Origin of the sequence: Adhaeribacter terrigena, assembly GCF_016623615.1 — a bacterium.
In the GTDB taxonomy this organism is placed as follows: domain Bacteria; phylum Bacteroidota; class Bacteroidia; order Cytophagales; family Hymenobacteraceae; genus Adhaeribacter_A; species Adhaeribacter_A terrigena.
This window is the reverse complement of record NZ_JAEHFX010000002.1, coordinates 215803-232326: the sequence shown is the minus strand read 5'-3', so window position 1 is coordinate 232326 and position 16524 is coordinate 215803. Positions and strand designations below refer to the sequence as shown.

Here is a 16524-nt window from a genome sequence, read left to right as displayed (position 1 = left end):
GCCGGAAAATGATACCGTTATTTAAACCAATGCGGCTAAACTTTGCTCCAGGGCTTTGATCTTGGCTTCGGCGTCGGCTTTTTTCTGGTATTCTTTTTCCAGGACAATGGCCGGGGCACCGTTCACGAAGCGTTCGTTGCTCAGTTTTTTGCTTACCGCATCAAGGAAACCTTTGGCGTATTCGAGCTCTTTTTCGAGGCGTTCTTTTTCGGCGGCCAGGTCAATGTTGCCTTCCATCGGCACGAAAAATTCATCCGGACCTTCTACAAAACTAATGGCATTTTCCAGGGAATTTTCGCTGTAATTTACTTCTTCCAGATTGGCCAGTTTGGTGATGATGCTTTCAAAACCTTCGTAATAATGCGCGGATTGCGTTTTTACGTGCAATGGGAGGGCTTTATTATTCGGAATATTTTTCTGGTTCCGAATGTTGCGGATGCCAGCTACTACGTCTAACACGCGGTCCATTTTTTCGAGCAGAATTACGTCTACTTTGCCCACTTTCGGCCACGGTGCAACAATTAAGCAGTCTTTTATCGGGCGTTCTTTCAGTTCGTGCCAAATCTCTTCGGTAATGAACGGCATGAACGGGTGCAGCACTTTCAGTACATTTTCCATGAACTGGTGCGTGGCTTTCAGCGTAGCCGCATCGATCGGTTGCTGGTAGGCCGGCTTGATCATTTCGAGGTACGACGAACAGAAATCGTCCCAAACCAGTTTGTAAACCGTCATGAGCGCATCCGACATCCGGAATTTCTCGAAGTGTTCTTCCATCTGGCTCAGACCCAGGTTGAATTTGGCTTCGAACCAGGCAATGGCGGTTTCGTTTGGATTTTCCAGTTCATTGTTAATCTCCCAGCTGCTGATCAGGCGGAACGCATTCCAGATCTTGTTGCTGAAATTCCGGCCTTGTTCGCACAGCTTTTCATCGAACAACAAATCGTTACCCGCCGGCGAACTGTAAAGCATGCCCGTACGCACGCCATCGGCACCGTATTTTTCGATCAGGTCCAGCGGGTCCGGAGAATTGCCTAAAGATTTCGACATTTTACGGCCCTGCGCATCGCGTACGATACCGGTTAAATACACGTTTTTGAACGGCATTTCTTTGCGGTATTCGTAACCAGCCATGATCATGCGCGCCACCCAGAAAAACAGGATTTCAGGAGCAGTTACGAGGTCGTTGGTCGGGTAATAATAGTTGATGTCTTTGTTGTCCGGGTCTTTGAAACCATCGAAAACCGAGATCGGCCAGAGCCACGACGAGAACCAGGTATCCAGCACGTCTTCATCCTGGCGCAGGTCGGCTTCGGTTAGGTCCGGGTTTTCGGTTTGGGTGCGCGCCATATCCAGGGCTTCCTGCAGGTTTTCGGCCACTACAAACGAGCCATCGGGCAGGTAATATGCCGGAATGCGTTGTCCCCACCACAGCTGCCGCGAAATGCACCAGTCACGCACGTTTTCCATCCAGGAGCGGTACATGTTCTTGAATTTCGGCGGATGCAGTTTAATATCGTCGTTCATTACGGCGTCCAAAGCTGGTTTCGCCATGGCGTCCATTTTCACCCACCACTGCATCGAAAGTTTCGGTTCGATCACGGCACCGGTTCTTTCGGACGTTTGCAGAATGCTCGGATATTCTTTTACGTCGGCCAGTAATTCAGCTTCCTGCAGGTCTTTTACAATGTTCCGGCGCGCCGCAAAACGATCTTGCCCCACGTACAGCACGGCTTTTTCATTCAGCGTTCCGTTGTCGTTCAGAATATCGATCACCGGCAAACTATGGCGCTGCCCGAGTTCGTAGTCATTTAAGTCGTGCGCCGGCGTTACTTTTAGACAGCCCGTTCCGAAATCCACGCTTACGTATTCGTCGGCAATAATTGGAATGGCGCGGTTCAGCAACGGGATCATTACGTTGCGGCCGATCAGGTGTTTGTAGCGTTCGTCGTTCGGGTTTACGGCTACAGCAACGTCGGCCATAATGGTTTCAGGGCGCGACGTGGCTACGGTAATATAATCGGAGCCCATGGTCTGCGAAGGTCCTTCGAGGAAATAGCGCAGATGATACATTTTGGCTACGGTTTCCTTCGGAATTACTTCTTCATCGGAAATGGCAGTGAGGCCCATCGGGTCCCAGTTTACCATGCGCACGCCGCGGTACACTTTATTTTTGCGGTACAGATCCACGAAAACCTTGATCACGGCATCAGTCAGATCCGGCTCCATGGTGAAACGGGTGCGGTCCCAATCGCAGGAAGCGCCGAGTTTTTTGAGCTGCTCGAGGATGATTCCGCCATACTTATCTTTCCATTCCCAGGCATATTCCAGAAATTCTTCGCGGGTAAGGTCGGTTTTGGCGATGCCTTTTTCTTTGAGCATGGCCACCACGCGGGCTTCGGTAGCAATGGAGGCATGGTCAGTGCCGGGAACCCAGCACGCTTCTTTGCCCTGCATGCGCGCGCGGCGAATAAGAATATCCTGAATGGTGTTGTTGAGCATGTGGCCCATGTGCAGCACGCCGGTTACGTTGGGCGGCGGAATTACCACCGTATAAGGCTGCTTGCGAGGATTGGGTTTGGAACGGAAAAAGCCGTTTTCCATCCAGGTTTTATACCACTTTTCTTCGGTTTCTTTGGGGTTATAGGTTTTCGCTATCGACATCTGTTTTGCAATTTGAAGATTTGGAAATCTGAAGATCTGAAAATGATGCTCTTCATATTCCGTATTCAGCCCGGCTAAACCGGCTTTATTCTGTAAAAAGCAAAATTAGGGATTTTTTCAGATGTTGCGGAAGGGAATTTGGTTTTGGAGTTTTTTGATCGTGGATTAAAGGGATTAATGGATTTCGCAGAGTTTTTTGGCGGGAAAGAGTACCTTTTTTTTATGGCCTCCTTTATGGCAGAGTTATTTTATCAGGTTGGTAGTGAAGTTTGCAATTGACTTTTTGGAGCAGAAAGGATACCGTTTTCATAGCGGACTTTATTACTTAATTATTAATTTTTAATTATTAAGTAAACTTTCTCCCTCAAGCCGGGTGGCTTCGTTTAGCTTCGCTGAATCTTCAGTTTCTGTGTTCGTGTCTTCTATTCTAACTGGCCTATCGGCCTGCCTGAATGCACCGTATGAATAGGAGGCCGCGCACGCAGAAACTGGTGTCGGTTCCTTCGTAGTAAGATTTCTTTTAGTTTAGTCTTCCAAATAACGTGATGTTCAGGATACGTTGCGCTGGCGGAATATGTGTGAAATCGGAATTGGAAAAATTTTCTTGAATGAAAAATCTTTTAATCCTATAATCTGATGCCTCCAAATACAGACAAAATCCCTTCCCTGATTCATCTGCTGGATAGGTAAATCACAACGTCCCGCCTACACTTAAGCCGAGCAAACCAGTAGAAACCCTTGGGGCCAGGTAAATATTAACTTTCCGTTTTGCAAGTTGCTTTTCAGTTTGTTTCAGGATCAAGTTGGTGGTTTTGGCGGTAATAAATCCGACGGCGGCCCCGGCCATTACATCGGTGGCCCAGTGTTGGTTATCGTGAATGCGGGAGAGACCAACGAGTGTAGCCATACCGTAAGCAACCGGCGGGATCCATTTGTGATCTTTGTAAACGGTAGCAATAGAGGTAGCAAAAGTAAAAGCGGTGGATGTATGCGACGAGGGAAAGGACTGATGTTTGCGGCCGCCTTCTCCACCTTCAAAATAATGGTTGTCATCGGCAGCGTCGGGGCGGCGGCGCTGAAATTCGTCTTTTAATTTACCGGTTACAAAATCATTGATGAGCAAACTGGAGGCAGTTAGAATTCCGGCGCGTTGCAGTTTCGGGTTTCTCAGGGCCAGGCCGGTAGCGTAAAAACCGCCGGCGGCCACGATCATGCGGCTCGAGCGGCCCAAAGGCTCTATGTAACCGGAAACTTTGGAAGTAAAATCGCTTCGGTTAGCCAGGGTAAAATCCCGTAAGGGTTCGTCGCCGAAAGCATAGGTAGCCGCGCCTGCCGCACTTACGCCCGATATAACCAGGGCTGATCTTCCCAGAATTTTTAATTCGCGCGTGGGTGGGGTTTCTAAGGCAGCTTTTACAAAACCTTTTGATTTCTGAACGAAGGGTCCAAACTTTTCCAACTTTTGGGTAAGAGTTGAATTCCGCACTTTGGTTGATTGGGAAGAATCTGGCAGGCTGGTATAGGGAGTTTGGGCAAAAGCCTGAAATTGAAGTAATAGAAAAAAGCCCGTAAATAAATTCCGCATTCCCTAATAATTTAAACTGAACCAAAAATCGATTAATAGGTCTATAAATTTAATTAAATATTTCTGAATCAGGTTCATAACTTAATTAAATTCTCCCTGGAAAGACCCAAATAATAATCAAAATTCGCTTCTAAATCTGGAAAGAATTGGGAATAAAAAAACCCGCCGAAGCGGGTTTCCATAATAATAAGAATGTAAACGGCAGATTAGCTGGCGTGCAGCCAGGCTTGTTTGGCAGCCAGTTCTTCCTGGGTTTCGCGGTAATCGGGGTCATCTACGCAGCAATCTACCGGGCAAACGGCAGCGCACTGCGGCTCTTCGTGAAAACCTACGCACTCGGTGCATTTATCAGAAACAATATAATAGAATTCTTCAGAAATCGGGGTTTGCGGGGCTTTGCCGTCAATCACTTCGCCACCGTCAATTTCTACTTCAGTAAGCGTTGTTCCGCCGCCCCAGGTCCACTTGGCACCGCCTTCGTAAATGGCAGTGTTCGGGCATTCCGGTTCGCAGGCGCCACAGTTAATACACTCATCTGTGATCATTATCGCCATAATCGTATCTCCTGTTTTATATTTTTAAAGTTTATTATCCGTAATTTCGCGGCGCAAAAGTAGGAACAATCTCCTACGTAATCAAATTTCCGGAGTTTTTATTCCCCGGAAATGACTTTTATCACCTTTTTAAATACCGTTTTTAAACCGGAGCCGCGAAGGTGAACTTCAAATTTCCAAATATTCAAATCTTCAAATTTAAAGAATATGACCTTAGAGAACCGGATCGCCGCATTTGCAACATTAGGCCAGCGTTTGAAAAACCTTTCGCCTGACGAACTGCAACACCTGGCTTCACGGGCCCGCAGCGCCAATTCCTGGTTCGATCTGCCTAACGTAACGGCTGCTTTTCAAGGCATTGCTAATCTGCTGGAAGAACAATATCTGCGGGAGTGGCTTTTTGTGTACGATTTTCCGCAGATTTCGCCGAAAAAAGTGGGCATTGTAATGGCCGGCAACATTCCGCTGGTGGGTTTCCACGATCTGCTGAGCGTATTAATTTCCGGGCACCACGCCTTGGTAAAAACCTCTTCCGACGACCCGCACCTGGTGAAATTTGTGGTAGAAGAATTGCTGCAAATCGAGCCGCGTTTTGCCGATTACATTTCGTTTGCTGAACTTTTAAAGGAATCGGAAGCCATTATTGCTACGGGTTCGGATAATACGGCGCGTTATTTTGAGTATTATTTTGCCAGCAGGCCGCACATTATCCGCAAAAACCGCAGCAGCGTGGCCGTTTTAACCGGTTTCGAAACCGAAGAAGAACTGCATGCTTTAGGCAACGATATTTTCCAGTATTACGGTTTGGGCTGCCGCAACATTTCCAAGTTTTTTGTGCCCGAAGGCTACCGTTTCGATAAATTTTACGAAAGCATTGAAAGCTACAAATCCATTTTAGACCACCACCGCTACCAGAATAATTACGACTACAACAAATCTATTCTGCTGGTAAACGGCGTGCCGCATTTCGATAACGGCTTTCTGCTTTTAACCGAAAATGCGCAAACGGTCTCTCCTATTTCGGTTATTCACTACGAAACCTTTAACGGCCTGCCCGACCTTTACCGGAAAATGGCGGAAGCAGAACATAAAACGCAATGCGTGGTTTCCTCCGCCGGCTGGTACCCGAAAAGTTTCCCGTTTGGCCAGGCGCAGTGCCCCATGGTTTGGGATTATGCGGACGGCGTAGATACGCTGGCTTTCCTGGCGAAATTATAAGCAGTTTTCACCCGAAAAGGCTACCGTTTTAACGCAAAAAAGTCTGGTTCTGAGGCCAGACTTTTTTTGTGGAATTCGATACCGTTTTTGAGCTGAAGCATGGTATTCAGGTGAATACCATGCTTAAAAATAAATTTTCGTCATTCCGAGCTTGCCGAGGAAACTAACGCGTACCGAACCCGCACGAAAACTAATCTCAGGCCTTGAGTAAGGAATTCCTTGCTTCGCTCGAATTCCATAGGAGTACCAGTTAGTTTAGCTCCGCTGAATCTTCGATTTCTTCGACAGGCTCAGAATGACGCAATAGCTCGGGATGGCCCACTATTTTAATTACAAAATTTTACATTCTAAATCAATCGAACCGTTCTACCAGTAATACGCCGTTCACTTTGCTTAGGCGTTGGATGAGTTTATCTAAATGCGCGGTATCGTTTACGAAAACCATGATGTTGCCTTCAAAAAACCCGTCTTCCGAATCGATGGTAATGGAGCGCATGTTCACTTTCAGCGAGTTGGAAATGATGCGGGTTACGTCGTTTACCAAACCTACGCGGTCGGAGCCCTTTATGCGGATGCCGGCCAGGAAAGCAAGTTCCTGCTGATCGGTCCACTTGGTTTTTACAATGCGGTTACCGTGGTTGGCCAGTAATTCTATAGCCACCGGGCAGGATGTACGGTGAATGATAATGCCTTCGTCTTCGGTCTGAAAACCAAACACATCGTCGCCGGGAATCGGGTTGCAACAGGTAGCAATTTTATAATCGAACTTCGAGGTATTTTCCCCGATCACGAGCATATCCGCAGAAAGGCCGCGCGCTTTTTGCACTTCCAGATCGAATTGTTTGGGCTCCAGTTTATTGGAAACCGCTTTGGAAGCTTCGCTATGCGGGTCGAAAATATCTTCGGTTATTTCATTCAGGTCCAGTTTATCGGTGGCGGCGCGGTAATAAAGCTCCGGCAAACTATGCACGTTGAAATGGATCAGCAACCGGTTTAGATTATGATGATTGCTATCGATGCCGAGTTTGGCCAGCTGGCTTTCCACCAGAATATGCCCTTCTTCGGCCCGGATCTTTTTCTCGTCGCGGAGGAAATCTTTTATTTTAGCGCGGGCCTTGGAAGTAGACACAAAATTGAGCCATTCTTCGGCCGGCTTTTGTTTCATGGAGGTCAGAATTTCAACCTGGTCGCCGTTTTTGAGGCGGTAACTCAGCGGCACGAGTTTCTGGTTTACCTTGGCGCCCAGACATTGCAACCCGATCTGGGTATGAATTTCGAAGGCAAAATCCAGGGTGGTAGATTTATCCGGCAGAATAATGAGGTCGCCTTTGGGCGTAAACACGAACACTTCTTCCACGAACAGGTTTTTCCGGAACTCATCCATGAATTCCAGCGCGTTCGAATCGTTGGAATCGAGCATTTCCCGCACTTTGTTGATCCATTGCTCCAGCGCACTTTCAGAGCTGCTCGGCGTACCGTGTTTGTATTTCCAGTGCGCGGCGTAACCTTTTTCGGCGATTTCGTCCATGCGTTTGCTGCGGATCTGCACTTCCACCCACTGGCCGGTCTTGCTCATTACAGTGGTGTGCAAACTTTCGTAGCCGTTGGCTTTGGGCGTGCTTACCCAGTCACGCAGGCGGTCGGGATTGGGCTGATAATGGTCCGTTACGATGGAATAAACCTGCCAGCAGGCCGCTTTTTCGTTTTCCGGCGGCACGTCCAGAATAATGCGGATCGCAAAAAGATCGTAGATTTCATCGAAGGTGATGTTTTGTTTCTTGATCTTTTTGAGGATGGAATAAATGGATTTTGGGCGGCCTTTTATCTCAAATTCGAAACCGTGCTTATGCAGTTCGTCCTCAAGGGGCAGGGTAAAATCGCGGATAAATTTGGTGCGGGAGCTGCGCGTTTGCCGGATCTTGTTCGAAATATCTTTGTACGTTTCGGTATCGGTGTATTTCAGGTAAAGATCTTCGAGCTCGCTTTTTATGGCGTATAAACCCAGGCGGTGGGCCAGCGGCGCGTACAGGTACATGGTTTCCGAAGCGATCTTGAGCTGTTTGTCGCGCGGCATACTATCCAGGGTCCGCATGTTGTGCAGGCGGTCGGCGATCTTGATCAGAATTACCCGCACGTCGTCGGAGAGCGTAAGCAGCATTTTCCGGAAGTTTTCGGCCTGCTGCGAGGTACCGTAATCGAAAACGCCGGAAATTTTAGTTAAGCCTTCTACAATTTTAGCAACCTTCGGCCCGAATTCACGCGCGATGTCGGATATCTCCATTTCGGTATCTTCTACCACATCGTGCAGCAAAGCCGCTACAATGCCGGTGGTGCCGAGGCCAATTTCTTCTACTACGATCTGGGCTACGGCCAGCGGGTGCAGAATGTACGGTTCGCCCGATTTGCGGCGCATGTCTTTGTGCGCTTCTACGGAGGTATTAAAAGCTTTTTTTATGAGCTTGGCGTCGTTGCCTTTCAGGAAAGGTTTGGCGTATTTTAAAATCCGGCGGTAATGGCGCAGAATTTCCTTGCGTTCAGCTTCAGGATCGATCATTCCTAAATTTATGTATTCGGTTCTGCTTGCGCAGAATGGGGTGAAAATAATTCGGTAAAGATATTAGGTTATACGCGAGTTTTTATGCTCCGAGCGATACTGTTTTTTAATTTATAATTCGTAACAAAATATAATTATTAAATTTGAACAGCAAAAATTTTATAGCCCATAGTTTTCTGATGAAATTCATATCATTTCTCACTTTCCTGATTTTGCCATTAATTGTACGGGCGCAGCAATTTGATCCGGAACTTATACCTGAAAACAATAATCTTTTCAGTTTGGTTGGTCTTTCGTTAAATGCAGGAGCCCATGCCATGGATCTCAGAGAACTAAACAAAAGTTTAAATGCGTTGGGAATTCCGAAACTTGAACATGAAGCCGGCGCAGTAGAATGGCAATTACATTTAGGGAATGAGGTGTTTATGGGAAATATGTTTCTAACCTTGTTGGAAGTAAACCAAAGTCAAACGTATTCCGAAATTGCTTCGAAATATAATTATGTACATTTATCTGGGGTATATGCTGGTGGCGACCTATCGCGGGTTTTACTAAATAAACGAAAATGGCAAATCTACTTTCCCTCACTAGGCGCTCATTATTCAAACTTTCAATTATCGTTTGATAGTGTTTCGAAAGCATCGGCAAATTCTATCAATAATTTAACTTTAGGTGCTTCCTCATTAATTACATTAAAAAGTATACAAAATATAAATGTAAAAGCTGGTGCAGAATTCTATTATAAAACCGGTTGGTTTAAGAAACACGTTTACGATATTAAGTTTGGTTTGAAAACAGGCTACATCTTGCCAATAAGTAATAATCCGTGGCAACAAGAAAATTCCAATATTATTATTCCCGATTTACCGGTAATTGATAAAGGAAGTTATTATTTGATGTTTCAGATTATTGGTGTAATGCTGGAACTGGCAGATAGAAATAATTGAGCTTTTCTCAATAAAACACTATCCTTTTAACGCTGAAAAGTCAGCAATCAGTATAATCCGCTCAGAATAAACCCCTTACAAAACGCTATCAAATTCCCACAAAAAACTCTGAAAAAAGTATTGCGCAATTAAAAAATCTGTTTTACCTTTGCAACGCTTTAAAGAAAAAGCAGATTACCCGCGGATGTGGCGAAATTGGTAGACGCACTAGACTTAGGATCTAGCGCTGCGAGGCATGGGGGTTCGAGTCCCTCCATCCGCACATTAATAAAACCCTCAATAGCCCAGGTTGTTGAGGGTTTTTAAATTTTAACCCGAAATCAGTTTTCCAAACCTAAATACTTTTCAGCCTTGGATATTACATTAGAAAAACAAAACCCGACCAGCGCCCGTTTGCGCGTGAAACTTGCTGAAGCCGATTACGCTCCGGGCGTAGAAGCACAGGTTAAAGAATACAGCAAAAAAGCGCAGATCAAAGGTTTCCGTCCGGGCAAGGTGCCGGCTGGCATGATCCGTAAAATGTATGGCAAAAGCCTGCTGGTAGATGCGATCAACAAATTGCTGCACGAGTCGGTAAACAACTACATTAAAGAAAACAAGATCAAAATTTTAGGCGAGCCGCTTCCGGAGCGCGTTGAAAATATTGACTGGGATACGCAGAAAGAATTCGATTTCAGCTACGAACTGGGTTTGTTGCCGGAATTCGAACTGAACTTAGGCGAAACTGCTTCTGTGGAAGGTTACAAAGTAGAGGTTGATGACGAAACCATTAACGAGGCTTATGAGCACATGCAGCGCCAGTTCGGCAAAACCGAAAGCCCGGAAACTTCTGAAGCCAACGATTATATTTTCGGCGAACTGAAGCAGCTGGATGGCGATTTCAAAACCTCTACCCTGCTGCCTTTAAACAAACTGAAAGCCAACCAGGATCTGTTCATCGGCAAGAAAAAAGGCGATGTAATTACCTTTAACCTGCTGGAAGCTTTCGGCAACGATGTGAACGCGGTAGCGAACGTAACCGGCGCCGGCAAAGAAAAAGCAGCTGAACTGAAAGGCAATTTCGAGTTTACAGTTGATAATATTTCCCGTACCGAAGCTGCCCCGATCGATCAGGATTTCTTCGATAAGATTTTCGGGAAAGAAGCCGTAAAAAGCCGCGAAGAGTTTGATGCAAAAGTGAAAGAAACCATCGAAGAGAACTACAAGCAGGAAGCCGAGAAAGTATTGAACCACAAAATTGTGGACAAGCTGGTAAACGAAACCAAGATTGAAGTTCCGCGTGAGTTCATGAAAAAGTGGTTACTGACGGCGAACGAAGGCAAACTGACAGCTGAGCAGATCGAAGAAAACATCGAGAACTACGAAAAAGAGCTGAAATGGTCTATGATCCGCAACAAAGTGGTGGAAGATAACGGCCTGAAAGTTACAAACCAGGAAGTGGTAGAACGCACCAAAGAAAAAATGCTGGCGCAGTTCAACATGCCGGAAGTTTCGGAAGAAATGATGGAAAGCATGAACCAGTTCGCTGACAATTACCTGCGTCAGGACAACGGTAAGAACTACATGAACGAATATGAAGCCATTTTGGCAGAGAAAGTGATCGAAGCCTTAAAGGAAAAAATGACAGTAGTAGAAAAAACCGTAACGGCCGAAGAGTTCCGTAACATGAGTTTCTAAGCTATTTTCAATACCGTTTTAAGAAAAAGTCCGGCTGACAAAGGCCGGACTTTTTTTATTTTCGCACGATTTGTGTAACCTTGTTTCTGTAATAAGGTAAACGCAAAAAACTCAAAAATACGATATGATGAACAGAGACGAATTCCGCAAGTTTGCCGTGAAAGGGCAAGGCTTGAGCGGACTCGGTGTAGATCAATATTTGCACCACGTAGAAAGCCAGACGCTGCACAGCATTAACAATATGACCCGCTCGGTAATTGAAGAGCGTCCGACGAATTTCCGTGAGATCGACGTTTTTTCGCGCCTGATCATGGACCGCATTATTTTCCTGGGCACGCAGGTAGACGATTTTATTGCCAACATCATTACCGCGCAGCTTTTATTCCTGGAGTCTTCCGATTCTAAAAAAGATATTCTGCTTTACATCAACTCGCCGGGTGGTTCGGTTTATGCCGGTTTAGGCATTTACGACACCATGCAGTACGTTGGTCCGGATGTGGCTACGATCTGTACCGGTCTGGCGGCTTCTATGGGTGCGGTATTGCTTTGCGGAGGCGCAGCCGGCAAACGTTCTGCTCTTCCACATTCGCGCGTTATGATCCACCAGCCAATGGGCGGTACGCAAGGTCAGGCTTCGGACATCGAAATTACGGCGCGTGAGATCCTGAAACTGAAAAAAGAACTTTACGACATTATTGCGCAGCATTCCGGCAAAACCTACCAGGAAGTGCACGATAATTCTGACCGCGACTATTGGATGCGCGCCGATGAAGCCAAAGAATACGGTTTGATCGATGAAGTGCTGGTAAGACCGGCGAAGTAATTATTCATTGCTGATCGCTAATTGTTGATTGAACAAAAGATTTGAAAGCCTTGCGGAAGAAATTCGGCAGGGCTTTTTTGAGCGCTTTTAGCGAATAACATGTACAGCACTTTTTTGGGTTAAAACCATAGCGTTTTTCCAACCTTCGGAAAATTGCAAAATTACAAAACAAAAAAAGCCGGAAATTCTGATTGAATTTCCGGCTTTTCAGGCTTCAAACCATAGCGTTTTTTCAGGCTTTATTCCGAAATTTTCTGGAGTTTAAACGTAGTCTGCAGCGTATTACCGTTTATTTTTATCACGTAAAATCCGGGCTGCAACGTTTTGGTTTCCAGCGGAATGTTGTTTTCACCGGCGGTCAGCTTCACAGTTTTCCGGGTTAAAAGCCTACCGTTTGTTTCATAGATCCCGATCACAACTTCTTCCGGGTAACCAGCCTGCACTTTCAGGTAGCATTTATTGCTGGCTGGGTTGGGGTAAAGCACGGGAAATGCGTTTTCCAGTTTACGGGTTACGGCAACGATCTTGCTGAATTCAGAATTGCCGTCGGTATCGGTTTGTTTCAGGCGGTAATAAACCAAACCGGAAGTTATCTGACGATCTTCAAAGGCATACTCTTTAATTGTGGCGGAATTGCCGGCGCCTTTTACGTTTGCAATGGCGGTAAAATCGCGGCCATCGAAGCTTTTCTGGATCTCGAAATAATCGTTATTTTTCTCGCTGGCCGTTGCCCAGGTAACTAAAGTTGAGTTAGGCTGCGTTTTTGCCGCGAAGTTCAGAAGCTCGACCGGTAAAGTGCCCAGTGCAATTTTTGCCACCTGGTTAAGCATTACTGTACAATTGGTAGAACGCGTAATATCGGTAACCTGCACTTCGTAAACGCTTTCTTCCATCACCGGGTCGGTTGGCAGGTTAATGCTCCCTCCCGTTCCGGTTACTGCACTGCCAATATTCACCGCATTCTTGCGGAGCTGGTAGCGGTAATTCAATTGCGAATTCTGCACCTGCACATTTACCGATGCCCCACCTGAAACTGTGGCTGGTGCCGTTACCGTATTACTGGCATTTGGCTTGGGGTTTACGGTTATAGTACCGCCGGCAAAACTCGTCGGGCTGCACGTGCCACCCGATACTTTCTGGGCCGTTACCGTAAAGGTTTCGGTAGTGCTTAATTCCCAGGTAAAGAAAGAAATGGTGCCGCCTGTACCCAGAACCGAAGAACCACGGTCTGAAGCCCCGTTTTTCAGCGTATAAATTACTCCATCTTCTGAATTGGCGATCTGGAACTGCGCCTGCGAGCCTTCACAGATCGGGTTGGTTACCACCGTTGCGGGTTTGGTTATTGGCGGAATACAATTTACCGTTACACTGGCAGATTGCGCACTTTCGTTGCTGCCGATGGTGCCTAACGTAGCCGTTAATTTCCCTCCGGTATAAAGCTCATATTCGGCTGCACTTAAACCGGTTACGGGCCAGATTACGGCACTGGTACTGGTAGAAGTGGTGGAAATGGTGCGCAGCAGATAGCCATCTATGTACAGATTAATGTTCGTGCCGGTTGGGGTATTGGCTGGTACGCTCACGTTTACAGTAGTACCGCCTTCCTTATAAGCCACCCCGCCAATGAGCGTAATGGTGGGCACGGCCGGCGTGGCAGCTGGTGCGGCAGCAACGGTTATTGTATTGGAAATAGCACTAATGGTCTTGTTCGCGGCTAAAGCCGTTGCGGTTATGGTATTGCCTGCCACGAGTCCGGTTACCCCAGTCAACGTCCAGGTCCCGGAAGCGGTTACCGTTGCCGTGCCCATTGAAATGCCATTTTTGTAAATGGTAATTACCGTTCCGGCCGGTTCTAAGGAAATACCGGAAATGAAAGTGGCATTTGCATAGACCGGGCCGTTTATTACCGGCGTGGAAGTTGGATCTGTTACTAATCTGGTTACAAAACCGGAGGCGCATTTACCGGCTTCTACCTGCTGCACCTGTATGGTTTTACCAGCACTCACTACAATGCCGGAAAGCGTCCAGCTTACAGCCGTTCCGGTTGGGGTTGCGGGAATCTCTACCGAGCCTACTAAGGTATTATCGGCCAGCACCACAATGCGCGAACCGGAAATACCCGTGCCGGAGATAGCGGTTGTGGCCGGCGTAATGGGATCGGTTATTAACGTCGGAGCCGTTGAGGTACCGCCGTTGCCTACACATTGCGTACCAGATCTGGGCGACTCACACAAGGTAACCCCGTTTACAGTTTCTATCGCCCGGGCATAATAAGAGCCGTTTCCTAATGAAGCTCCCACGCAACCGCCTCCCGGGTTACAGTTTGAATAAGAAGCGTTATTATAATTACCGGAACACAGATACTTGAATTCGTCGGTTGCCATGCCGTTGGTGCCGGTATAAACCGTCATGACAATGGTATTCGGGTCGCCGATCTTGTAAAGATTAATGCGGGTATTGGCGGCAACGCCTGGCACTCGCCCCGAAAACCCTTTATCCGAAGCACAAACTAATTCCGGCGTTCGGCTGTAAGTACAGTTCAGGATCGCGATCACTTCATTCGACAGATCAGATACCGATTCGCCGGAAGCTGTTGCCGTAGCCTTTATGCGGTCATTTACTGCCACAGAACCGGAGTTCAGGGTCCAAGTGCCTCCGGCAAGTACCGAAGTAGTGCCTAAAAGGGTACCGTTCTTATAAACTGTAATTACCGTACCGGTTGCTTCAGACGAGGTGCCGCTCACGGTTGTGCCGGCATAAACCGTGCTGGAAACCACCGGCGCATCGGAACGGACCGCCGGAAAATTAGAAGAAGTTGTACCCGCTGCCGGTGTGGGTACAAAACCCGAAATTATTTTGGTCCAGGCGGAAGCGGTGCTATAAGTAGCATCGATGCCGCTAATATCGGAAATCGGGCCTTTGATTGCGCTTTGCGGCGCCATAATGGTATTGGCTACCATTCTTAAAGCCGTGGCAGCAGTAACAGTCGGGAAATACTGGGTGATCCTGGAAAAAGGGATATAGAAATCGTAAAAATAATCAGCATCACCGGAATTGGTAGTAAACGCGATGGCTTTCTGCGCATAAACTGCATAAGGCAGATCGGCATCGGTTCCTCTTTGGGTCGCATTACCAGCTGCGTTGTTCACATCGTAAAGGCGCACGCCAAAATTGGTGGCCAGCACAATTTCAAACTCAAACCCCGGGTTATCGATGCTTGCTTCCGGATCTGCGTTGGCGCCGGAAAACCCGAATTTTCCGTCGGCATCTACCAGCACACTATAGCCTTTGGAATTAGGGGCAATGCTGCCTAAGCGAAAACGGAACATGAGATTGCCCGCCGGTGAAAGGTAGGAAGATACCGGATAAACGGTACTGTTCATGTCGGCAAAATCGGAAAAACCACCACCCGGGCCGCGGGCCAGATCGTTCATTGGTTCGGCGGCTGGCACCGGCAAGGGCCGGTATGGAATTTCGCTTTCCAGCAGGTCGTTGCTTTGAAATCCCCGCTGAAGGCCGTTGGTTTTTACTGAAACGTACCCATCGCCATCCGGATCGAGCACTGCTCTGCCCACCCCGGAGGTAGCGGCTGAAGCCGTTTTAACGATCAGGCCCTTCGTTTGGCCAAAAGCATGAAACTGTTGGGTAAAAATGATAAAAAGAAGTAAATACAGGATTTTCCCCGCTTGCTTTAAACCTACCCGATAAATTTTTTCAGCAGATAAATACATACGCCCCAGACTTATTTTTTCACTAAAATTATCACGGTAGCATTCTATTTATTCTAAATTTCGACCAAAGTATACTTTTACCCGATAAACCAGCGCGAATTCTCGACAAAAAACACGGTAGATTTAAGAGCTGTAACCTTGCACCGCAGTGTCCCCGCAGGTAAATAAACCCTTCTAAAGTACCATTATAAAGCAAACACAAAAGACCTTTCCGCTTTGAGAGCTGTTTAATAATACTTGCCAAAAGCCAGGAATTTCATTTAGAACAACTGGTACTGTTAACAGCAAAATTTCCAGGCGCCAAGGCTGGAAAACGCGCCCTTAATTGTCCGTGAAACGAGCGTTATAAAAACGTTATCACTTTTTTTCGCTTCCTTTTCAATAACTTAACCAACAGCCCCAGACAACTCCTTAAATGGAAGAGGAAAGCATTCCGAGGTGAGGTTAAAGATGGCTGCCAGCTTTTCACGCACCCGGATCTGCAGGGGCCGGATCACTTTCTCGTCTAATTCTTCAAGCAGGACTTTAAACCCGCTTAGCTGGGCCGGCTCTGTTCGTGATGAGCCTTCAACGCTGCAACCTGATCAAGTTCCCGGAACCTGACCGAAGAACCGAGGCGCATCACTCTATTCAGGTAAAAAATGGTATCGGGCGCTACGTTCCGTTCGGCAAAAAATTTGTCCTGCAAATGTGGTATTGGGCAGAAGCAGCTTGCGTAAGAAAAAAGAAAACCAGCAGAAATAAAATACGGACTACCATGCTGCGCTTCAACAA

Annotated in this window: 10 protein-coding genes and 1 tRNA gene; 5 read left to right on the top strand and 6 right to left on the bottom strand. The window is 46.9% G+C overall.

Translation table 11 applies throughout. The annotated features are described in order from the left end of the window. Positions 1-21: 21 nt before the first annotated feature. The 3 genes from I5M27_RS05040 to I5M27_RS05030 form a co-directional block, all read right to left on the bottom strand. Positions 22-2661 (bottom strand): valine--tRNA ligase, encoded by a 2640-nt coding sequence (locus I5M27_RS05040; protein WP_200505089.1) that lies wholly within the window; start codon positions 2659-2661, stop codon positions 22-24. A 691-nt stretch (positions 2662-3352) separates the two neighbouring features. Beyond that, entirely contained in the window at positions 3353-4120 is a 768-nt protein-coding gene (locus I5M27_RS05035; protein ID WP_200505088.1) for a phosphatase PAP2 family protein, read from the bottom strand. A gap of 332 nt (positions 4121-4452) precedes the next feature. Beyond that, positions 4453-4800, bottom strand: a complete 348-nt coding sequence (locus I5M27_RS05030; RefSeq protein ID WP_200505087.1) for a 4Fe-4S binding protein — start codon at positions 4798-4800, stop codon at positions 4453-4455. A gap of 207 nt (positions 4801-5007) precedes the next feature. On the opposite strand from I5M27_RS05030, the gene I5M27_RS05025 reads away from it, so the two are divergent. Then, entirely contained in the window at positions 5008-6018 is a 1011-nt protein-coding gene (locus I5M27_RS05025; RefSeq protein WP_200505086.1) for an acyl-CoA reductase, read from the top strand. A gap of 352 nt (positions 6019-6370) precedes the next feature. On the opposite strand, the gene I5M27_RS05020 is transcribed toward I5M27_RS05025, so the two are convergent. Beyond that, positions 6371-8572, bottom strand: a complete 2202-nt coding sequence (locus I5M27_RS05020; protein ID WP_200505085.1) for a RelA/SpoT family protein — start codon at positions 8570-8572, stop codon at positions 6371-6373. 212 nt (positions 8573-8784) lie between these two features. Here I5M27_RS05020 and I5M27_RS05015 point away from each other — a divergent pair, with 212 nt between their 5' ends. The 4 genes from I5M27_RS05015 (at position 8785) to I5M27_RS05000 (ending at position 12019) form a co-directional block, all read left to right on the top strand. Next, a complete protein-coding gene (locus I5M27_RS05015) occupies positions 8785-9519 on the top strand; it encodes a hypothetical protein (RefSeq protein ID WP_200505084.1) in 735 nt (244 codons plus the stop codon). A 180-nt stretch (positions 9520-9699) separates the two neighbouring features. After that, positions 9700-9781 (top strand) — tRNA-Leu (locus tag I5M27_RS05010). 89 nt (positions 9782-9870) lie between these two features. Further along, entirely contained in the window at positions 9871-11196 is a 1326-nt protein-coding gene (gene tig, locus I5M27_RS05005; protein WP_200505083.1) for a trigger factor, read from the top strand. Positions 11197-11320: 124 nt separating this feature from the next. Continuing rightward, positions 11321-12019, top strand: coding sequence for a ClpP family protease (locus I5M27_RS05000; protein WP_200505082.1), 699 nt, complete (start codon positions 11321-11323; stop codon positions 12017-12019). Positions 12020-12258: 239 nt separating this feature from the next. Here the strand turns inward: I5M27_RS05000 and I5M27_RS04995 are convergent, their stop codons facing one another. Both I5M27_RS04995 and I5M27_RS04990 read right to left on the bottom strand, forming a co-directional pair. Then, the gene (locus I5M27_RS04995; protein ID WP_200505081.1) at positions 12259-15750 is read right to left on the bottom strand and encodes a T9SS type A sorting domain-containing protein; all 3492 of its coding nucleotides are present in this window, start codon (positions 15748-15750) and stop codon (positions 12259-12261) included. Between the two features lie 535 nt (positions 15751-16285). After that, the gene (locus tag I5M27_RS04990) at positions 16286-16438 is read right to left on the bottom strand and encodes a hypothetical protein (RefSeq protein ID WP_200505080.1); all 153 of its coding nucleotides are present in this window, start codon (positions 16436-16438) and stop codon (positions 16286-16288) included. Between the last annotated feature and the right edge of the window lie 86 nt (positions 16439-16524).